General features: G+C 66.4%; 17 protein-coding genes. 11 read left to right on the plus strand and 6 right to left on the minus strand.

Features of this window, described 5'->3' with window-relative positions; genetic code table 11:
* Positions 1-111 precede the first annotated feature (111 nt).
* Positions 112-2,229: a cytochrome P450 gene (locus Q1L50_RS11125; protein WP_300338606.1), complete on the plus strand. Its 2,118-nt coding sequence runs from the start codon at positions 112-114 to the stop codon at positions 2,227-2,229.
* Positions 2,230-2,523: 294 nt separating this feature from the next.
* On the opposite strand, the gene Q1L50_RS11130 is transcribed toward Q1L50_RS11125, so the two are convergent.
* The 4 genes from Q1L50_RS11130 to Q1L50_RS11145 form a co-directional block, all read right to left on the minus strand.
* A complete protein-coding gene (locus Q1L50_RS11130; RefSeq protein WP_300338609.1) occupies positions 2,524-4,068 on the minus strand; it encodes a class I SAM-dependent DNA methyltransferase in 1,545 nt (514 codons plus the stop codon).
* Positions 4,069-4,368: 300 nt separating this feature from the next.
* Complete coding sequence (locus Q1L50_RS11135; RefSeq protein ID WP_300338612.1) at positions 4,369-6,078, minus strand: RNA-binding domain-containing protein; 1,710 nt, start codon at positions 6,076-6,078, stop codon at positions 4,369-4,371.
* Positions 6,075-7,355: a restriction endonuclease subunit S gene (locus Q1L50_RS11140; protein ID WP_300338614.1), complete on the minus strand. Its 1,281-nt coding sequence runs from the start codon at positions 7,353-7,355 to the stop codon at positions 6,075-6,077. Before Q1L50_RS11140 ends, Q1L50_RS11135 begins: the two co-directional genes overlap by 4 nt.
* Positions 7,352-10,174: a type I restriction-modification enzyme R subunit C-terminal domain-containing protein gene (locus Q1L50_RS11145; RefSeq protein ID WP_300338617.1), complete on the minus strand. Its 2,823-nt coding sequence runs from the start codon at positions 10,172-10,174 to the stop codon at positions 7,352-7,354. Before Q1L50_RS11145 ends, Q1L50_RS11140 begins: the two co-directional genes overlap by 4 nt.
* Before the next feature lie 416 nt (positions 10,175-10,590).
* On the opposite strand from Q1L50_RS11145, the gene Q1L50_RS11150 reads away from it, so the two are divergent.
* The 6 genes from Q1L50_RS11150 to Q1L50_RS11175 all read left to right on the plus strand — a co-directional run bounded on the left by Q1L50_RS11150 (position 10,591) and on the right by Q1L50_RS11175 (position 14,740).
* A complete protein-coding gene (locus Q1L50_RS11150; protein WP_300338620.1) occupies positions 10,591-10,770 on the plus strand; it encodes a hypothetical protein in 180 nt (59 codons plus the stop codon).
* A gap of 516 nt (positions 10,771-11,286) precedes the next feature.
* Positions 11,287-11,601 carry a DUF2282 domain-containing protein gene (locus tag Q1L50_RS11155; protein WP_300338622.1) on the plus strand — a complete coding sequence of 105 codons (315 nt, stop codon included), beginning with the start codon at positions 11,287-11,289 and terminating at the stop codon, positions 11,599-11,601.
* A gap of 36 nt (positions 11,602-11,637) precedes the next feature.
* On the plus strand, positions 11,638-12,600 hold the full coding sequence (locus tag Q1L50_RS11160) for a DUF692 domain-containing protein (protein WP_300338645.1): 963 nt from the start codon (positions 11,638-11,640) through the stop codon (positions 12,598-12,600).
* Complete coding sequence (locus Q1L50_RS11165) at positions 12,597-13,373, plus strand: DNA-binding domain-containing protein (protein WP_300338625.1); 777 nt, start codon at positions 12,597-12,599, stop codon at positions 13,371-13,373. Before Q1L50_RS11160 ends, Q1L50_RS11165 begins: the two co-directional genes overlap by 4 nt.
* Positions 13,370-13,909 (plus strand): DoxX family protein, encoded by a 540-nt coding sequence (locus tag Q1L50_RS11170; RefSeq protein ID WP_300338627.1) that lies wholly within the window; start codon positions 13,370-13,372, stop codon positions 13,907-13,909. Before Q1L50_RS11165 ends, Q1L50_RS11170 begins: the two co-directional genes overlap by 4 nt.
* 51 nt (positions 13,910-13,960) lie before the next feature.
* Positions 13,961-14,740 (plus strand): YiiX/YebB-like N1pC/P60 family cysteine hydrolase, encoded by a 780-nt coding sequence (locus tag Q1L50_RS11175; protein WP_300338629.1) that lies wholly within the window; start codon positions 13,961-13,963, stop codon positions 14,738-14,740.
* On the opposite strand, the gene Q1L50_RS11180 is transcribed toward Q1L50_RS11175, so the two are convergent.
* Together Q1L50_RS11180 and Q1L50_RS11185 are read right to left on the minus strand one after the other, a co-directional pair.
* Complete coding sequence (locus Q1L50_RS11180; RefSeq protein WP_300338631.1) at positions 14,737-14,940, minus strand: zf-HC2 domain-containing protein; 204 nt, start codon at positions 14,938-14,940, stop codon at positions 14,737-14,739. The genes Q1L50_RS11175 and Q1L50_RS11180 overlap by 4 nt on opposite strands.
* Positions 14,934-15,554 (minus strand): RNA polymerase factor sigma-70, encoded by a 621-nt coding sequence (locus tag Q1L50_RS11185; protein WP_300338648.1) that lies wholly within the window; start codon positions 15,552-15,554, stop codon positions 14,934-14,936. The genes Q1L50_RS11180 and Q1L50_RS11185 overlap by 7 nt, the downstream gene beginning before the upstream one ends.
* A gap of 393 nt (positions 15,555-15,947) precedes the next feature.
* On the opposite strand from Q1L50_RS11185, the gene pxpB reads away from it, so the two are divergent.
* The 4 genes from pxpB (at position 15,948) to zapE (ending at position 19,865) form a co-directional block, all read left to right on the plus strand.
* The gene (gene pxpB, locus Q1L50_RS11190) at positions 15,948-16,715 is read left to right on the plus strand and encodes a 5-oxoprolinase subunit PxpB (RefSeq protein WP_300338633.1); all 768 of its coding nucleotides are present in this window, start codon (positions 15,948-15,950) and stop codon (positions 16,713-16,715) included.
* Positions 16,712-17,806, plus strand: a complete 1,095-nt coding sequence (locus Q1L50_RS11195) for a biotin-dependent carboxyltransferase family protein (protein ID WP_300338636.1) — start codon at positions 16,712-16,714, stop codon at positions 17,804-17,806. The genes pxpB and Q1L50_RS11195 overlap by 4 nt, the downstream gene beginning before the upstream one ends.
* Positions 17,806-18,576, plus strand: a complete 771-nt coding sequence (locus tag Q1L50_RS11200; RefSeq protein ID WP_300338639.1) for a 5-oxoprolinase subunit PxpA — start codon at positions 17,806-17,808, stop codon at positions 18,574-18,576. The genes Q1L50_RS11195 and Q1L50_RS11200 overlap by 1 nt, the downstream gene beginning before the upstream one ends.
* 176 nt (positions 18,577-18,752) lie before the next feature.
* On the plus strand, positions 18,753-19,865 hold the full coding sequence (gene zapE, locus Q1L50_RS11205; protein ID WP_300338642.1) for a cell division protein ZapE: 1,113 nt from the start codon (positions 18,753-18,755) through the stop codon (positions 19,863-19,865).
* The last annotated feature ends 256 nt before the right edge of the window (positions 19,866-20,121 follow it).

The raw sequence follows: 20,121 nt of genomic DNA on the forward strand, positions 1-20,121 counted from the left end.
CATATAAAATTTTACATCCGTATCAAGGGGATACATACTTTGCCTTGTGCTCGCCTGACGCGCAACCGGCTTCTGGGTCCGCCGATCAATTTATGCCAATGGCGCGTTACGTTGAGAGCATTGGGCGGCGACCCGGTCAGGCAGGCGCGGCGGTTGTTCGTGCGGGCGCTGACGCGGATCCCCGAGCAGCGGGTCACGGCGGTGGCGACCGAAGTGACCCGCGCCTATCTCGCCGACTGGCAGCAGGCCGGCCGCCCGGTGGCGATCCCCAGCGAACTGTCGCGGCTGACCATCGACATCGTCAGCGAGGCCAGCCTCGGGACCCGTTTCACGGCGGCCGAGGGGCGGCGCTTCGTCGAGCTGTTCTTCGAGTATCACCGGCGGGTGAACCCGGTCCTGCTGCTGCTCGGCAGTCAGGACGACGCCGGCCAGCAGGCGCTGGTCGAGCGCATGGGGCTGGCGGCGATCGGCGCCGAGATGCGCGAGCTGATCAGGCGACGCTTCGTCGTGCCGCTGCTCGACGCCGCCCCGGAGGGTGGCCAGGCTCCGTTCGCCACCGCCTTGCTGGAAGCTGCCGCCGCCAGCGCGGGGGCCGATCGAACGAGCGCCCCGGACGACGCCCGGCAGACCGCGATGCTCGACGAGATCGCCGTGATGCTGCTCGCCGGGCATGAGACCACGGCGTCGGTCCTGAGCTGGCTGCTGTGGGAGCTGGCCGAGGCGCCAGCCGAGCAGGACGAAATGGCGGCGCTGATCGCCACCTCGACGGTCGCCAGCATGCTCGCCGACGGTAGGGCTGACGCGGCCGTGACCCGGCGCCTCGGCGCGCTGATCCAGGAGGCGCTGCGCCTCTACCCGCCGATCGCCTTCCTGTTGCGCCAGACCACCGAGGCGGTGACCTTTCGCCAGCGGCCGATCTGCGCCGGCGGCTACGTGGTCGTCTCGCCGTGGACGATTCAACGCCACCGGGCGCTGTGGCCGCAGCCGGATCGCTTCGATCCGGCACGCTGGCTGGCCGCCGGGCCGCCGGCCGCGACCGCCGACCGGCTGGCGATGATTCCCTTTGGCTACGGCCCCCGGGTCTGTCCCGGCAAGCGCTTCGCCGAGGTCGAGATGCACGCCATCCTCGGCGAGCTGCTCGGCGCCTGCCGGATCGCCCGTACGCGCGGCCGCAGGCCGCAGCCGCTGGGCAGCCTCACCTCACGGCCCGACTGCGACTTCCGCTTGCACGTCAGCGCGCGCGGCGCGGCGCCGGCTGCGGTCGTGCCGGCAGCCGCCGGGTCAGCCGGGTCACCGCTGCCGGCGTGTCCGATCACCGGCAGGCCGGCGCTGCGCCGGGTGCACGGCGTTTCGACGCGCGCGCTGGCCGGCATGTGGCGGGCGGCCGGCGCCGGCGATGTGGCCCACTTGCTGCCCGACGCCGCGCAGGTGGCGCTCTACGAGTCGGACACCGGGCTGTATTTCTTTTCCCCCCGGACCGCCGGTGACGCCGATTTTTACCGCCACTTTTACGCCAGCCACGGGATGCACGCCGCGCTCAGCGCGGATTCGCACGCGCGCCTAGAATTCGTCGATGCCGCCCGCCACGTTCCCGCTGGTGCGCTGGTGCTCGATGTAGGCTGTGGCAGCGCGGCCTTCGCCGAACACCTGCCGCAGGCCACCTATCGCGGCCTGGACCCCTTTGCCGGACCCGACGCGCCACCTTGCGTGATTCGCCAGGGGCTGGCCGAGCACTTGCTGGAGGCAAACGGGCGCTATGACGTGGTCACCGCCTTTCAGGTCATCGAACACGTCGCCGACCCGCTCGCCTTTGCCGCCCAACTGCGCGCCTTGCTGCGCCCCGGCGGGAAGCTGATCCTGGGCGTGCCGCTGCACCCCTCGCCGCTTACCGCAATCCCGAACTTCCTGATCAACGCGCCGCCGCACCACCTCAGCTGGTGGACCGTCGGCGCTCTGCAGGCGCTGGCCGAGGCCATCGGCGTCGAGCCGGTCGAGATCACCAAAGTCGCAGCATCGCCGCACGAAGCGCCGATCTACTGGATGAACCGCTTTTCGCTGCTGCGCGCGGGGCCGGGTCCGGACGAGCGCTACTTCGCGCACCGCTGGGGCTGGCACCTGAATCTGGCGGTGAGCTACCTGCTCGCTCGCCTGGCGACGCGCTGGCTGCCGCTCCCGCGGGACGGGGGCGCATGCAACGTAATGCTGGTCGCACGCGCGCCACGGGCGTAGCGCCGGCCGAACCCGCCAGATGGCCTGCCGCAGTCATTCTTTTGCCGCCGGGATTCGGTACTTGATCGCTTTTTCGCCGAACTCGACGGCGCCGCGTCGTTGCAGTTCGGCAATGATCGCCTGGACGGCAGCCGGCGCCCTCTGGCCACCGAGTAGCGAGGGAATGTGCCTTGACGATCGCCATCTCCAGCTGGTTCTGATGCGGACCGTGGAAAACGTCGACCCGGCACCGCCGGCCGTGCGGCAGGTCGAGGTCCTGCGGTTGCACGTTTTCAGAGTCGAGCAGGATATGGGTCAGTTGCACGGCGCGCCGCCGTTCAGGTCGCTGGCAATCAGGCGGAACTGCTCCAGCGCTGCTTCGAGGTCGTCGACGATCTCCTGCGCGATGACCTCGGGCGGCGGCAGCTTGTCGCTGTCGGCGAGGCTATCGTCCCTGAGCCAGAAGATGTCGAGGCTGGTCTTGTCGCGGGCGATCAGTTCGTCATAACCGTACACCCGCCAGCGGCCGTCGGGGCCGGCGTCGCTGGCAGCGTCCGCCTGCTCGCTCCAGGTGGCTGCGCGGTCGTGGCGGTTGGCCGGGCGGTCGGCCGGCGCGCCCTTACGTCGCCCCTGATACAGGCGAACGAACTCGTCCAGGTCGGCGCGCTTGAGCGGGTTGGTCTTCAGCGTGAAGTGCTGGTTGGTGCGCAGGTCGTAGATCCACAGCTTGCTGGTCCACGGCGTCTGGCTGGCCGGCTTCTTGTCGAAGAACAGCACATTGGCCTTGACGCCCTGCGCGTAGAACAGCCCGGTCGGCAGGCGCAGCAAGGTATGGACGTCGCACTCGTGCAGCAGCTTGCGGCGGATGGTCTCGCCGGCGCCGCCTTCAAACAGCACGTTGTCGGGCACCACCGCCGCCGCGCGGCCGTGCGGCTTGAGCAGCGTCTTGATGTGCTGCACGAAATTGAGCTGCTTGTTCGAGGTCGTCGCCCAGAAGTCGTCGCGCTCGATCACGTCCTTCTCGGTCGTTCGCTTGCCGTCGGCGCCTTCGATCTGCGTGCTGCTCTTCTTGCCGAACGGCGGATTGGCGAGGACCACGTCAAAGCGCTCGCCGGGGTCGGCCGCCAGCGCGTCGGCGACGATGATCGGCACGCTGGTTTCCGAGCCGATGCCGTGCAGCAGCAGGTTCATCGCACACACGCGCGCCGTTCCCTGGACCAGCTCCCAGCCGCGAAAAGCACTCTCCTTGAGGTGGCGCTTCTCGTCGCGGGTGAGGTTCGGGTAGGTGCTGGTGATCGCGTTGTGCGCGGTGAACAGGAAGCCGCCGGTGCCGCAGGCGGGATCGCAGACCGATTCGCCGGGCCGCGGCGCGATGGCGTCGACCATCGCCTGGATCAGCGGTCGCGGCGTGAAGTACTGGCCGGCGCCGGACTTGGTGTCCTGCGCGTTCTTCTCCAGCAGTCCCTCGTAGGCGTCGCCTTTCACATCGGCGCCGAGCGATGACCAGTCTTCCTCGTTGATCAGGTCCACGATCACCCGCCGCAGCTTGGCCGGGTCCTGGAACTTGTTCTGCGCCTTGTTGAAGATCAGCCCGAGCGTGCCCTTCTCGCCGCCGAGCCGTTCGAGCGTGTGGCGGTAGTGGTCGAACAGTTCGTCGCCGTCGCGGGTCAGCAGTCCGGGCCAGGCGTACAGCGCCGGGATGATGCTTGGCTGCCGGTACGGCGGGCGCGATCGCTCGTCGGCCATTTTCAGGAACAGCAGGTAAGTGAGTTGCTCGACGTAATCGCCGTAGCTCATGCCGTCGTCGCGCAGCACGTTGCAGTAGTTCCAGAGTTTCTGGACGAGGGCGTTTGAGTTCATTTTTCGGGATTCGGCTTGAAGCGCGTCAGCGCTGTTGCAATGGCCTGCCGGGGGCGTTGGTGCTCCAGCCTGCGATGCGGCACAGCTTCTGTTCCTCGAATCCGCGCCCGTACTCGGTGGCTAGGCGGTGATGGCAGTCTTGTGGTATGCGCTGTTGAGTTTGGGGCGTTCGCAGACTTGGGTTGGGACGCCCTTTCCTCCCAATTGATAGCCGTGCCTATTGATCGGGTGAGGTCATTTGCTCGGGTATCAATAGGCATGTGCCGTGAAATCAGCTGCTTGTGTGCGTTCATGGCGGGATCATCGCTGCTTCTTATTGGTTTCTTTTGATCTTCCGGCCGGGCGTCCCGCACCCGCAAGAACCCACTTCGGCCAGCGCCGGCTGCCCTCATTGACGATCAGCCCGGTCTCGGTCAGCCTCCGCAACAGGTTGTGGATACGGTTGAGCTTCTGCGCGGAGGTCAGGACTTCGGGCAGCTTGTCCAGTAGCAGGCGATCGATGTCCGCCCTCGCCACGGGCTGATGCTCGCGTACCAGCGCGACGATCATGTCCTGGTAGTACTGGCTGTCGAATCCGCGGTCGCGTATGTGCTGCGCCTTCTCGCCGACTGCCGCAGCGACTCGGCCGGCGACGAGAAGGTTCGGGTAGCGCCCCTCTACGAGGCTGGCCGCCTTGAGCCGTTTGCTGTCGTCGGCCGAGATGTGCTGTCTCTTCTGCACCTTGTCGAGCAGCATGATCAGTCCGAGATCCAGGTCAGTGCGCGCCATCAACATTCGCGTGTAGCGCTCGTCCAGAACGCGTCCGCGCAGCGTTACCTTGACCCGCTCGGGTTCCGACAAGTCGTAGTCGGGCATCGGGAAGAAGCGCTGTCGTTGCTTCTGGAACATGCGCTTGATACCGCCGCCCTGCGTGTCGATCATGTTCAAGTGGACCATCGCCTCGGCGAGGAAGGGATTACGGTAGATTTCCAGTGGCGCGTCCTGCTCGATAACCGTTTCCACTCTTCCCGGCAGGAAGCCACCGACGTTGGTCAGCAGCAGGGCGTCGGGGGTTTCCACTACCTGCACCCGCCCGCGCAGCCCGTAGTCCTGATGGGCGATGCAGTTGTGCAGCGCCTCGCGGATGACCCACGGATCGTATTGAGTCAGCTCGACCGGGAACAGCGTGCCTTCCGGCAACTCGCGCACCGTGAGGTTGCGAATGCGGGCCAGCACCTTGTCCACGTTCAACAGGAACGGCGGACCGAAGTGCTGATAATCGAGTTCCTCGTTACGGTCGTTCTTCAGCAGCCAGGTGATAAGCGCCACTCTCGGCACCAGCAGTGTCGACGATTCCGGGCGGCCCAGCAGAAGCAACGCGGCGTTTGTCACCGAGCGGCGAATCGTCAGCTTCGCCTTGCTCAAAAACGTCGCGTCCTCCCAGCCGGCCACCACCGCAGCCTGGGTGGGGAGCTTGGTGGTGAACTGCGCACGAGCCTTCTCTATGGCCAGCGGGTCCAGGTCTTCCAGCGTCGCTTGCTCGCAGACCACCGCGCTCCAGTCCACGCGGCGATTCCAGATCGCACGTTCCTTCTCCGGGTACTTCGCCAACTCGGTCTTGCTCGTGCCGTCCCGGATGTAAGCAGTACCGTAGAAAAGGACCGGCCGGTCGAACGCCGGATGCACTTCAAACAGCAGCACCCGTTTGCCCTGGTAGCTGAAGGTGTGAGTTTCAAAGCCGACGTTTGGGTGCAGGCCAAGTGACAACCACAGCGAAAGCAACTGCGTGCCCTTGCCCTTCTCGGCCTGTGGGTCGAAAGTGGTGCCCATCACCGCATGGCTGCCGTCCTGAATGCCGAACACCAGGTAGGCGCGCGGCTTGCCAAGCAAGCAGGCGGAGTTGGCCAGCGCCGACACGTATTCGCCAAGCACTTGGGGCTCAAGGCGATTGGCCTTGAACTCCAGCCACTCGGTTTCGCGTGGCTCCGCGCGCAGCCGGTCCAGCAGGGCGGTGAGTTCAGCGGTGTTCATGTTGCGAAGGCCTTGGCCAGCGTGGCCTGCCGCAGCACTTGTGCGCGCTTGAGGTTGGCGTCGACCTCGGACTCGACTTCACGGACGATCGACAGGCGGCGGTCGACTTCGGCGACGATGCGGTGTTGTTCGGCGAGGGGGGGCAGCGGAAAAGGCAGGCGAGCCACTTTCCCAGTGCTCAGGGTATGGAGCCCGGATGTCGAGCTGGAAACCTGTTCGATTTCGTGGCGACCGCCCGGCGAGAGCAACCACGTCAGCGCCCATTTCGGCAGTACCTCGTCGCTGAATCGAACCTTGATCAGGTGGTTTTGGTGCACGCACTCGCGAATCGAACCATCCCAGAGTGCTACGCGGCCAATCTGGTCCGGGCTGCCGTTGCCTTCGACAACCAGTAGGTCGCCTCGACGCAGAAGCAGCTTCTCCACCTCAGATTCAGCCACGCCGATCCATTCAACGTCGTTGAGCCGTAGCTCATCCGCGTAGACGTTCGCCACGCGCAAGTATGGCAACTTGCGTGCAAACAGTTCGCGCTTGGGGTTCTTGGTGAAGCCGCTGATTACCTGAGCTACGTCCATCACGGTAACGGTACGCCACAACTCCATTGGTTCGTGGCGGGCAAGTTCGGCTTTGGTCGGGACGAGGCGGCCTTCGACGGCGGCTTTGAGGACGGCGGCTTTGTAGCGCTTGAGGTTGGCCTTGACACGCTTGAGGTTGGCGACGGCTTCGTCGAGGCGGGAGAACTGCTTTTCGATTTCGGCGACGACTTGTTGTTGCGTCGTCAAGGGAGGTAGCGGTAACAACAGTGTTTCGACATCGCCGCGCCGTAAGTTGTTGATGTTGACGCCGAGAGCTTTCTTGGAGATCTGGTGCCAGTAAGCCGGAGATTGCAGAAACAAGGCGAGGAATCGCGCGTCGATGTGGCATTGGGGGCGAATGGCCACGCAAAACGCGCCGAACGACCCGCGCCACGGAGACTGAAGCGATGCTGACTTGCCTACGAGGTGCTTGCTCCCGCTCGACGTGGCTACAACGATGTCTCCCGGTTGCAATAGCTGGGCGGGTGCAACGTTTCGCTTGGCGATGTGAACGAGGGATGATTCGAGAACGAGACGCGCATCCTGAATGTTCGTCGCACGGAGCACCGGTACATAACCGTCCGTCGGCTCATCGCGCGCGTCAGTCTTTGGGTACGATACGCCACGCACCAAGCTGGCAACCTCCGACAGCTGCACCACAGGCCACTTGGTTGAGGCGCTAGCTTCGACCGGCACACTCACGCCGCCAACTCCCTATTCAACGCTTCAATCACCTTCGTCAACTCCCCGCCAAACACCTGATGCACCCGCCCCAGCCCACCACGCTGATCGAACGGCGCGTAGCTGAAATCATCGGCCTCGATGCCGAGGTTGGACGCGATGTGCTCGGCCATCTTCTCCAGCCACCAGCGCTGCTCGTCCGTGAAACCCTTGCCCGCCGTCTCCTGCTGCACCACCCACGCCTTGAAGTTGGCGGCGACGCGCTCGGGGTAGGGCACCAGTTCGTTCTCCTGGTGCATCGCGTAGCGCACCAGCGAGACGAGGTCGGTGAGGATACGCCGCTGGCTGGCGCCGCGCACCTTGTTCCCTCCGCTGGATTTGTCGAGCGCGGCGTAGGCTTGCCAGAGCTGGCTCTCGGTCCATAGTTGCGGCGGCGCCTGCAGCGTGTCGGCGAGCGCCTGCAGGTCGGCAAAGCTCAGCGGTGCCCGGGTCGGGCGGTTGTAGAGGATCTGCAGGGCGGTGATCTCGTCGCGGTGCTCGGCGATGAAGACCTCGAAGCTCTGGACGATGCCCTGCGCGCGCTCGCGCGCGGCTTCGGAAAACCCGGCTCCGAGCAGGCGATCCTGGGTGACGATGTCGATCACCAGTTCCTTCTGCGCCTTGAGGCTCAGCAGCAGTTCGCGCAGTTGCGGGTTGGCGAGTGGCCTGACCGCGTGGCGCAGCGCGTCTTCGGCCTCCTGCGGCGAGCGGTCGCTGCTCGGGTTGAGCGCGTGCACGATGGCGCGTGACAACTCCTTCAGATCGACGCCGCCAGCGGCGCTGCTTACCCTGGCGCGCTCGGCGTCGCTGAGCCGGGCTTCGAGGCGCGACAGGCGCAGCGCGACGCTGGACAGCACCTCGGGTTCGACGTTGCCCAGGCTGACAGCCTGCAGCAGCGCGGCCAGCGGCACCGACTTCTTCTGGTCCATCGGCCGCGAGTCGGTCTTGTCACGCTCGCAGACGCCGACGCAGTCGACGATCACGAAGCGGTCCTTGTGCGCATGCTCGCCGGGGTTGACGCCACGCAGGTCGTCGTCGCTGACGATGCGCACGCCACGGCCCTTCATCTGTTCGAAGAAGCTGCGGCTCTTGACGCTGCGCATGAAGACGACGATCTCGACCGGCTTGATGTCGGTGCCGGTGGCGATCATGTCGACGGTGACGGCGATGCGCGGGTAGTAGCTGCTGCGGAAGGCCCGGATCAGGTTTTCCGGCGTATCGCCGGTGCTGCGGTAGGTGATCTTCTGCGCGAAGTCGTTGCCGCGGCCGAATTCCTGGCGGAGGATCTCGACGATCGCCTCGGCGTGGTTGTCGTCCTTGGCGAAGACCAGCGTCTTCGGCAGCTCGCTGCGCTGTGGAAAGAGGTCGCGCTGCCAGTTGTCGCGCAGCGTGCGGGCGACGGTGCGGATCTGGTCGGGTGTCTGCACGCTGCGGTCGAGTTCGTTCGGCTCGTACTCGAAGTCGTCGTCGAGCTGCCAGTCGCGGCGGGCGCGAGTGGTCTTGTCGCGAACTTCCAGCCAGTAGCCGGCTTCGACCCTGGCGCCCGCTTCGCTGACTTCGGTGCGGATGCGGTAGACGTCGTAGTTGACGTTGACGCCGTCGGCGACCGCCTGCTCGTGGCCGTATTCCATGACCAGGTTCTGGTTGAAGAAGCCGAAGGTCTGCTTGTTGGGCGTCGCGGTGAGGCCGATCAGGGTGGCGTCGAAGTATTCGAGCACCTGCCGCCACAGGTTGTAGATCGAACGGTGCGCTTCGTCGGTGACGATGATGTCGAAGGTCTCGATCGGGATCGCCGGGTTGTAGTCGATCGGCTCGGGCTGGCGAAACACCGCGTCGCTGCCGGCGGTGCTCCGCTCTTCGTCTTCCTCGGCGAGTTCGCGGCCCTTGAGCATCGAGTACAGGCGCTGGATGGTGGCGATGCAGACGCGGGCGGTGGTGTCCAGGTGGTTGCTGGCGAGGTGCTGGACGATGTATTCCTCGCCGAACTTGAAGTTGTTGACCGGCGAGACGTACTGGTCGAACTCCTTCCTGGCCTGCCGGCCGAGGTTGCCGCGGTCGACCAGGAACAGCACGCGGCGCGCGCCGGCGAACTTGATCAACCGGTAGATGAAGCTGATCGCGGTGAAGGTCTTGCCGCTGCCGGTCGCCATCTGGATCAGCGCGCGCGGCTTGTTGGCGGCCAGCGAGCGCTCCAGGTTGTGGATCGCGGTGATCTGCGCCGGCCACAGTTGCTGCTTGCTGACGCCGTCGCCCCCGTACCCCCACTCCGTGAGCAGCTCGGGCATGGCGCGGACGCGGGCCAGGAAGGTGGCCGGCGCGAACTCGACGCGCTGGGTGGCGTGCGTGCCGCTGCCGGTGGTGAAGACCGGCGTTCGCGGCAGCGCCTGCAGCCACTCGATCAGCGTTTCGGGCCGATGGAAGGCGAAGACGTTGCGCGCGCGTGGTTCGGGGTCGAGGCCGTTGCTGAAGTGCGTTTCGGCGCCGGTCGATTCGAAGATGAAAGGCAGCGGCCGTCGCCATGCCGGCAGGCCGCGCGGCAAGCCCTGTGCGTAGCGCGCCGACTGGATCTCGACGCCGGTGAGCGTCGCTCCCTGCTTCTTGGCTTCGATGACGCCGGCGGCCTTGCCGTCGAGGTAGAGCAGGTAGTCGGCAAAGCCGTGCCCGGCTTCGAGCGCGAACTCGCGCAGCGCGACGCCGTGGGCGGCGTGAATGTCGGCCGCGGCGACGTTCTGGACTGACCAGCCGGCGGCGGTCAGCAGTTGGTCGATGCGCTCGCGGGCGAGTTGCTCGGTGGCGGGCATGGCGGCTATGGCGCGCTGGCGTCAATCGCGCCAATTGCCGCCAATGGCAGCGACGGTAGCAGGAACATCGCTTCAGACTCCCTGTTCTGGTTCTTCCTGGTGCGCCGCAGGCGCTGCGGCCACTGGCACGCGTGCCGTATCGCAGCGCTCCCCGGCGGCTGCCGCGATGAAGCTGACATCTTGCCACAGCGACGCGCGGAAGACATTCCTGCGCTTGGGATGCGCGGTCGTCGAGTTTGCGGCCGTGCCGGCCGTGGCGCGTTTTGCCACTGGATGCTGGCGTTGCGCGCCAAGCGCGGTTTGCTCCCGGTGACGGTGCTTGGCGCCCCCGCGGGCCACTCCGCATTTCCCGAGTGTAAGAACGACGCACGGTGGGCGGACCAAGACCCATCAACTGCAGCGCGTCGAGGTTTCCAATGAATACGGCATTGCGCTTCCTGCTCGATACGCTGGCCCGGATTGGCTCGTTGATCCTCTCCGGTAGCCTGGTTTCGTGTCTGGTGCTCGACCGGCTTGAGCCGTTGCACATCGCGCTGATGCTTGCCGGCGCGGTCTTGACGGCGCTTGGCTATCCGCTCGCCAGGAAAGCATCGTGAAGCGACCGCGCCGCCCGTTCCCCGGACTCATGGTGGCAAGAAAAAGTTGATTTGACTGTAAGGAAATGCGGCGTTCGTCCGACTCTGCTGCATGGCGCTGGCCGACACGGCATTCTCCGCTTGGAGATCGCTTGCCGCTACGCGAGTCCGTGACCAGACCCGGCTGTTTGACCGGGTCTTGCGCAATGGCCAGCACGTCGCCGCCAGCGCCCGCAGGCGTGGTGCTGTCCCGCCGCTCAACCCCTCAGCTCCCCCAGCCAGCCACTCGGCGGCGACAAGTGCCGTTCGACCGGCGCCTGCAAGGGCTGCTCCGACCGATCCGGCAATGCTCCGGCCGGGTGGAAGTCGCCGAGGCCCGCACCAGCAGAGCGCTTGCGTGTAAGAAGCCGGCTCTTCGCACGACTACACCGGCAGCAGGCGCAACGAGCTGCTCAAGAACGAGCATCGAGCGCCTCGCCGATCCAGCAGCTCGCCCATCGGGGGCGATCGCGTTGTCAACGACCAAGGAGATTGACCATGACCAGCACCATCACCAGACAGACCACCGCCGCCGCGCTCGCCCTTGCCCTGGGTGCTGCGCTGACCGTCAGCGCAGTACCGGCAACCGCCGCCGACGACGCGATGGCCCAGGAAAAGTGTTTCGGCGTCGCGCTCAAGGGCAAGAACGACTGTAAGGCCGGCGCCGGCACGACCTGCGCCGGCACCTCGAAGATCGACCACCAGGGCAACGCGTGGTCGCTGGTTCCTGCCGGTAGCTGCGAAAAGACCATTTCGAAGACTTCCCCGACCGGCCACGGCCAGCTCAAGGAGTTCAAGGAGAAGAAGGCCTGATCGGCAGGTCTGGAACGGCGGAGCGCCGATCAGATGATGATCGCTGATCCCCGGGTGCCGCCGGGCGGCGGCGCCTCTGGCCCGCGGCAAGCCCGCTTGCCGGCGCGGGCCGGTATCGGGCTCAAACCCGAGCACTTCCGGCAGATCGTCGATACCTGGCCGAACCTCGGTTTCTTCGAGGTCCATGCCGAGAACTACCTGGTCGACGGTGGGCCTTTCCACCATTACCTGGGCCGCATCCGCGAGCACTACCCCTTGTCGATGCACGGGGTCGGCCTGTCGATCGGCGGCGAGAGCGCGCTCGACGAAGCGCACCTGGACCGGCTGGCGGCGCTGCTCGAACGCTACGCGCCGCAGTCGTTCTCCGAGCATCTGGCGTGGGCGAGTCACGGCGGGGTGTTCGTCAACGACCTGCTGCCGCTGCCCTACACGGCACCGACCCTGCAGCGTGTCTGCGAGCACGTGGACCAGGCGCAGACGCGTCTGCGGCGAACGATCCTGCTCGAAAACCCGGCGACCTACGTCGAGTTTGCGGCGTCGACGATGGCCGAAACCGATTTCATCACCGAGGTCGTTCGGCGTAGCGGTTGCGGTCTGTTGCTCGACGTCAACAACGTCCATGTCTCGTGCATCAACCATCACCGCGATTCCTACGCCTACCTGCGTGCCTTGCCGCTGGCGGCGGTGGGCGAGATCCATCTGGCGGGATTCGCGACGCAGCACGACGCGGCCGGGGACCCGCTGTTGATCGACAGCCACGGCGCGCCGGTAGCGCAGGCGGTCTGGGACTTGTACGCGTACGCGCTCGATCGCGTCGGGCCGGTGGCGACGCTGATCGAGCGCGACAGCGACCTGCCGTCGCTCGACGTGCTGGTCGCCGAGGCCGCGCATGCCGACAGCCTGCTGGGCGTGCACGCCGGTAGCGCTGCTTCTGCCGACAGGCGCCCCGACGCGCGCCCGCAGCCTTGCCCGCCGGGTGCGCCGGAGCTTGCGGCGTGAGCACACAACAACAATTCTTCGAGGCGCTGCTCGACCCGGGGCAAGCGCCACCGGCGGGACTCAGCGCCTGGAACGCCTCCGACCCGGCCACGCGCTTCGCCGTCTATCGCAACAACGTGCTGGTCTCGTTGATCGACGCGCTCGCCGATAGCTACCCGGTGACGCAGGAACTGGTCGGCGAGGAGTTTTTCCGGGCAATGGCGCGACTGTTCGTCCGCGCCGAGCCGCCGCGTTCGCCGCTGCTGGCCTTCTACGGCGAAGCGCTAGCCGGCTTCATCGAGCGCTTCCCGCCGGCGGCATCGCTACCGTATCTGGCCGACGTCGCCCGGCTGGAAATGCTGCGGGTGCGCGCCTACCATGCGGCCGATGCCGGACAATTGCCAGCCGGAGCGATCGCGCAAGCGCTGGCTGACGCCGAGACGCTGCCCGATCTGCGCGTCGGCCTGCACCCCGCGCTGCGGCTGCTGCGTTCGCCGTACGCCGTGGTCTCGCTGTGGGCAGCGCATCAGGGGATCGCCGAGATCTCGGCTGTCGATCCCTACCAGCCGGAGAATGCGCTGCTGCTCCGGCCGCATCTCGACGTCGAACTGATTCGACTCGACCCTGGTGCCGGCGCCTTCGTCGCGCACTTGTTGAACGGCGAGACCCTGGGCAGCAGCGTCGAGCAGGTCAGTCTGGCGCACGGCGACTTCGACCTCGGCGGCATCCTGGCGCTGCTGATCCGCGCGCGGGCCATTACATCCATCACCACAGCAAGAGAGGAGCATCGATGAACGCGAATGTCACCAATTTCGGCGTCGCCACGCCGCACGCCGGCCATGACTCGCAGCCGATCCAGCTGATCCGGCGCGTGCTCTCGCTATTGAGCTGCATTCCGGACTCGCTGATCGCGGCGATCGGCCGCTTCTCGATTGCGGCGGTGTTCTGGAAGTCGGGGCAGACCAAGATCGAAGGTCTGGCGATCGATCTGCTCAACGGCGAGTTTGTCGTCGGCTGGCCGCATCTGTCGGACTCGGCGCTGGCGCTGTTCCAGCATGAATACAATCTGCCGCTGGTTCCGCCCGGACTGGCCGCGGTGCTGGCCGCGCTGGCGGAACACCTGTTCCCGATCCTGCTGCTGTTCGGTCTGGCGACGCGCTTTTCGGCGCTGGCCCTGCTCGGGATGACTTCGGTGATCCAGCTTTTCGTCTACCCGGACGCTTATCCGACACACGGTGTCTGGGCGGCGGTGTTGCTGTACCTGGTCGCCAGAGGCCCCGGCAAGCTGTCGGTCGATCACTGGCTGGCGCGTCGCTACCAGGATTCGTGATCTCCTGAGCGCGCGCGGCATGCTGCGCAGGGCGCAGAGAAAGGCGTCGCGATGGGACTGGCACTCGCCTGGCTGGGAAGGCAGCTGGCCCGCTATCTGGGCAAGGCCAGGCACGTCCACGGCAGCGGCCCGGCGGTCGCGCCGGATCGGCTGCTGGCGTGCCTCGAACCCGGCGACGTGCTGCTGGTCGAGGGCAACAGCCGCGTCAGCAGCGCGATCAAGTACCTGACCCAGTCGACCTGGTCGCACGCGGCTCTCTACGTTGGCCCGGCGCCGGGCCTGGCCAACGCCGCACGTGTTGCCGGCCACTGCTTCATCGAGGCTGACATGGTTGACGGCGTGCGCAGTGTCGGCATCGACGAATTTCGTGGCCTGCACAGCCGCATCTGCCGGCCGCTGGGTTTGCGCAAGAGCGATTGCCAGCAGTTGATCGCCTTCGCCGTCGCCCGCCTCGGCAACCGCTACGACCTGCGCAACGTCATCGACCTGGCGCGCTATCTGCTGCCGACGCCGCCGGTACCGTCAAGGTTTCGTCGCCAACTGCTGGCGCTGGGCAGCGGCGACCCGACCCGGGCGATCTGCTCGACGCTGATCGCGCAGGCGTTTCAGTCGATTCGCTACCCGATCCTGCCGATCACCGACACCCACAGCGCCGACAGCCCGACGTGTCCCGGCTGTGTCGAGGAGATCCTGCGGGTTCGCCACCACAGCCTGTTCGCGCCGCGTGACTTCGACGTCTCGCCATACTTCCAGATCGTCAAGCCGACGCTGGCCGGGCCCTTCGACTTCACGGCGCTGCACTGGGACGACGCGCCAGCCGCCGGGCGCTAGTCGTCCGGTTTGTCCTGCCGTTCATTCGCACCCTTGACGTAAGCGCGCGTGATCTGCCGTAGCGCATCCATCTGCTTGCCGAAGTTGCGGCATCCAGAGCAGATCAGGACATGCACCTTGAGCGACAGCCGCTCGCTCAGGCCGAGCGTTCGCTCCTGCGATTCCGAAAGCAGGCGAGTGACTTCACGACAGTTCAGCATGGCTGCTCTCCGGCCAGAAACCAGCGGTCCTCGAGGCACTCGCGCAGGCGCAGGCGGGCGCGGTGCAGCATCACGTGCAGGTTGCTGATGCTCAGGCCGACGGTTTCGCAGATCTCCTGTGAATCGAGTTCGACGAATTCGCGCATCATGAACACCCGCGCCTGATTGCCGGGCAGGTTTTCCAGGCAGGTCTCGAAGACCAGCCAGAATTCACCTTCGCGCAGCGCTTCCTCGGGGTGTGGCCAGGCGCCGGGACGCTGATCCGCTTGCCAGAAGCCCTTCTGGTTGAACAGCGACGAGAAATCCTCTTCCTCCTCGTCCTCGCGCAGCAGGCTGCTGGCGTCGATGGTGCGCTGTTTCTGGCGCAGGATGTCGGCGATCTTGTTCTTGAGGATCGCGAAAACCCAGGTCTTCAACGCTGCGCGGCCGGCGAACGTCCTGGCGTTGCGCAGAGCGCCGATCAGCGCTTCCTGCACCGCATCCTCGGCGAGGTTGGCGTCGGACAGTTGCAGCGTCGCGAATTTGAGCATCTGGCGGCGCAGGCTCTCCAGGAATCCCGTATCGGCGAGCAGCGAGCTGCTCTCGCTTGCTGCGGATCTGACCACCTCCGGCATGGTTTCGCCTTGACTCATCTCGACTCCTCGTTGCTGCTGGCCTGGCCGCTTTATAGCGGGTAACACGGCAAGGTGACAAGTCTTTCGCGGTCGCTCGGCTTGTCGGCGGGCTGGCAGGCGTTGCGCGAGACCACGACGCGACGCCGCGATTGCCGCTGCTGGTGCTTGAATCGCTGTTGTTGAATCGCTCGGGCGAATGGGAGGATTCTTGTACGATAGATGCTGCGGAATCGTTCGTGAGGGAGTAGCACCAATGACTGTTGCAGACCCTGCCAGCACCTGCCGGAAGGGATGGCCGTCCGCCCCTTGGACCGCCGCGGCTGTCCGCGGCCGCGCAGCGGCGCGGCGGACGTCGATCACGTCGCCGGCAGCCAATGTGGTGAGGAACGCTCGGTGAGCTTTCGCATCCTCGCCCTTGGCGACACGGCGCTGACCATCGAGTTCGGCGACGGTGTCGAGCGGCATTTGCTGGCAGCCGTGGCGGCGCTTGACGAGGCGCTGGCAACGCTGATCGACAGTGGTGGCCTGCGCGGCATCGTTGAAACGGTGCCGACCTTTCGTTCGCTGACGGTCATTTATGATCCTCTACGCAGCAGTCGCGCCGAAATCGAACCGGCGATCCGGGCGGCCATCGAGCCGCCCGGCGCAGCGCTTTCGTCTGGCGGGCGTCGGTGGCTCCTGCCGGTCTGCTATGGCGACCAGAACAGCGCCTGCGGACCTGATCTCGACGAGCTGGCGGCAGCCTGCGGCTTGACCGCGGCCGAAGTGATCCGCCTGCATGCAAGCGGCAGCTACGCGGTGTATATGCTTGGCTTCCTGCCCGGTTTCGCGTTCATGGGCGACCTGCCGGAGGTGCTCGCGCGGCCCCGTCGCAGCGAACCGCGGCTACGCGTGCCGGCCGGCAGCGTGGCGACCGCCGGCACGCTGACCGCGATCTACCCGTGGGAGAGTCCCGGTGGCTGGCACCTGATCGGCGCCTGCCCGGTGCCGCTGTTTTCTCCGGCGTGGCCGCAGGCGGCGCTGCTTCAGCCTGGTGACCGGGTCGGTTTTCGTGCTGTAGACGAAGCCGAGTATCGGTCGCTGCAGGTTGATCTGGCTGCCGCACGCGCCTCGCCGCAGCCGCCAGCGTCGCTGCTGTGCGAGCCCGCAACCGAGCGATGAGCGCCGCCCTCGAAATCGTCAGCCCGGGTGCCATGGCGTCGATCCAGGATCTCGGTCGGCCCGGCTTGCGGCGGGTCGGCGTGCCGCGCGCCGGCGCGCTGGAACCGGGCTGGCTGCGCCTGGCCAATGCGCTGGTGGGCAACGAAGAAGCGGCGCCGGCAATCGAATTCTTTGGCGGTGGCCTGCTGATGCGGGCGCTGGAACGGCCTGCGCGGGTAGCGTTGGCCGGTCACTTTTCGGCAACGGTGATCGCCGCTGACGAGCAGCGGCAAGTTGACTCGTGGCGCAGCGTCACCCTGGCACCCGGCGAGACGCTGCGCTGCGCAACGCTGGCCGAGGGTCGCCTGGGCTACGTCGCGCTGGCCGGGATCAGCGTGCGGCGCCAGCTCGGGAGCGCCTCGACCTACGCCCGGGCCGGCCTGGGAGGCCTCGACGGCCGCCTGCTGGGGCCCGGTGACCGTCTTGCGGCGGCAGCGTGCAGCGGCGCCGAGAAGATGCTCAAGGAGCCACCGCCAGTCGACCCGTCGCCGATTCGCGTCGTCCTCGGTCCGCAGGACGATTACTTCGACGAAGCGTCGATTGCCCGCTTGCTGAGCGAGGCCTACCAGATTTCAGCGGCTGCCGACCGGATGGGCATTTGCCTCGACGGTCCGCGGCTCGGGCATCGGCCGGAAAAAGGCGTCGAGATCACCTCGGACGCGACCGTGCCGGGTTCGATTCAGGTGCCTGGCCAGGGCCAGCCGATCGTCTTGCTCGCTGACGGGCAGACCGCCGGTGGCTATCCCAAGGTGGCCACCGTGATCTCGGCCGACCTGCCGCGGCTGGCGGTGATGGCGCCGGGGCAGACCCTGCGTTTCGTGGCGGTGTCGGTGCCTGCCGCCGAGTTCGCCGCGCGCACTCGTGAGGCGGCGTTGCAAGCGCTGATCGCCGGCATCGGCCCGCTGGCCGAGCCGGGCGCGCTCGATCTGCAGGCGATCTACGACGCCAACCTGGTCAGCGGCGTGGTCGATGCGCAGGCGGACGACGGCACCCTGGCAGCGAGCGGCAAGACCGCCGAGGGGGACAGGACGGACACCATGGGCGACGAATGATGATCGACACGATCAATCTCAACGCCGATCTCGGCGAAAGCTTCGGCGCCTGGGAAATGGGCAGCGACGCAGAACTGCTGCGCATCGTCGGCACCGCCAACATCGCTTGCGGTTTCCACGCCGGCGATCCGCTGGTCATGCGCCGCACCGTGCGGCAGGCGCTGGCTGCCGGCGTCAGCCTGGGTGCGCACCCGTCGTTTCCCGACTTGCAGGGTTTCGGGCGGCGGGCGATGCAGCTACCGGCCGCCGAGCTGGAGGCGATGCTGATCTACCAGATCGGCGCGCTCGCCGGCATCGCCAGATCGGAAGGCGGACGCCTGACGCACGTCAAGCCACACGGCGCGCTGAACAACCTCGCCTGCGAGGACGTGGCGCTGGCGACCCAGGTGGCGTCGGCGATCCGCAGTCTCGATCCGTCGCTGATCCTGCTCGCGCCCGCGCTGTCGAAGCTGGCGCTGGCCGGCGAAGCGGCCGGCTTGCGGGTGGCTGCCGAGATCTTCGCCGACCGCGCCTACGGCGAAAGCGGCCACCTGGTGCCACGCAGCCAGGTCGGCGCGGTGCTGCATACGGCCGACGAGTGTGTCGCGCATGTCCGGCGCATGCTCGACGCGGGCGGTATCGTCACCGTCGGCGGGCGGCTGATCCGCACCGGGTTTCACAGCATCTGCGTGCATGGTGACGGCCCGCAGGCGGTCGCCGCGGCGAGTGCCATTCGCGCCGCGCTGCTGGTCTCCGGGATTCGCCTGCTACCGCTCCCAGAGGTGCTCTAGCTGTCGCTCAGGTCTGGCCTTTGGTCGGCGTTGGTTTAGAATGACGGCATCGCTGCGGCGAGCGCCGCATGGCGCATGGCGGGGCCGGGCCAGGCTGAGCAGGCGGGGGAGCCGACCGGCCGCACCGTTCGAAAAACCAGGGGCGAGGAAGCGCTCCGCGCACCGGACAGACGCTGATGCCTCACAGAATTCTCAAGGTCCCCGAGCGTGGCATGCTCGACGCTTACGAGCAGGTGCTTTCGGCGCGCGGTTTTTCCGCCGACGCAGCGCAGCGCACCGCCGCCGAACGCCTGCAGCGCCTGTACTACGAATTGCTGTCGTTCAAGGTCGGGCGTGGCAGCGCTTTGCGGCGCTTCTTTTCGCCGCCGGCGGTGCCGCGCGGGGTCTATTTCTGGGGCGGCGTCGGGCGCGGCAAGAGTTTCCTGATGGACTGCTTCTTCGACGCGGTGCCTTACCGGCGCAAGCGGCGGGTGCACTTCCACGCCTTCATGCACGGCGTCCATCGCCAGCTGAAAGAATTGAAAGGCGAGACCGATCCGCTGCTGCGGGTTGCCGAACGCATTGCCGGCGAGGTCCGGCTGCTGTGCTTCGACGAGTTTCACGTCTCGGACATCGCCGATGCGATGATCCTCGGTCGCCTGCTTGAAGCGCTGTTCGAGAAAGGCGTGGTCTTCGTGATGACTTCCAACTACCCGCCCGACAGGCTTTATCCGAATGGCCTGCAGCGCGAGCACTTTCTGCCGACGATCGCCCTGATGAAAGCGCGGCTGGACGTGCTGGAGATCGATTCCGGAGTCGATTACCGGCTGCGGACACTGGAACAGGTCGAGATCTTTCATTACCCGGCCGACGCTGCGGCCGAGTTGAAGATGGCCGAGTATTTCAGAGCCATGGCCGGCGGCGAGGGTGCGGCCAAAGGCAGCATCGAGGTCCTCGGGCGCCCGGTGCCGACCTTGCGTCGCGGCAACGGCGTGATCTGGTTCGACTTCAAGTCCCTGTGCGGTGGCCCGCGCTCGCAGAACGACTACCTCGAGCTGGCGCGTGGCTACCATACGGTGCTGATGTCGGCGATCCCGAAAATGTCGGGAAGCATGGCTTCCGAGGCGCGGCGCTTCACCTGGCTGGTCGACATTTTCTACGATCACAAGGTCAAGCTGATCGCCACCGCCGACTGCAGCCCGGATCAGCTCTATACCCAGGGAACCCAGGCCAGCGAGTTCTTTCGCACCGCCAGCCGCCTGACGGAGATGCGCTCGCGCGAGTACCTCGGGTTGCCGCACCTGTCCTGAGGGACCGGGCGGCGCGGCCGGGCTAGAGTGTGTTGACATTCAAGCGAGCCAAATGACGGATGCGGCGAGGGCGATGAAGGAAGCGAAACGCTCGGCGAGTTTGTCGTAGCGTGTAGCGATACGTCAAAATTGCTCCTGATTAGCGCTATTCTTCAGCCGCTCGCCTGACTGGCTCATCATATGAGCCAGCCGGAGGTTAATCTGATCCCTGTCGAAGCGAGAGGAGAACAGAGATGGCCAGGATGAACCGAATCCA

Origin of the sequence: Accumulibacter sp. (genome assembly GCF_029255145.1) — a bacterium.
In the GTDB taxonomy this organism is placed as follows: domain Bacteria; phylum Pseudomonadota; class Gammaproteobacteria; order Burkholderiales; family Rhodocyclaceae; genus Accumulibacter.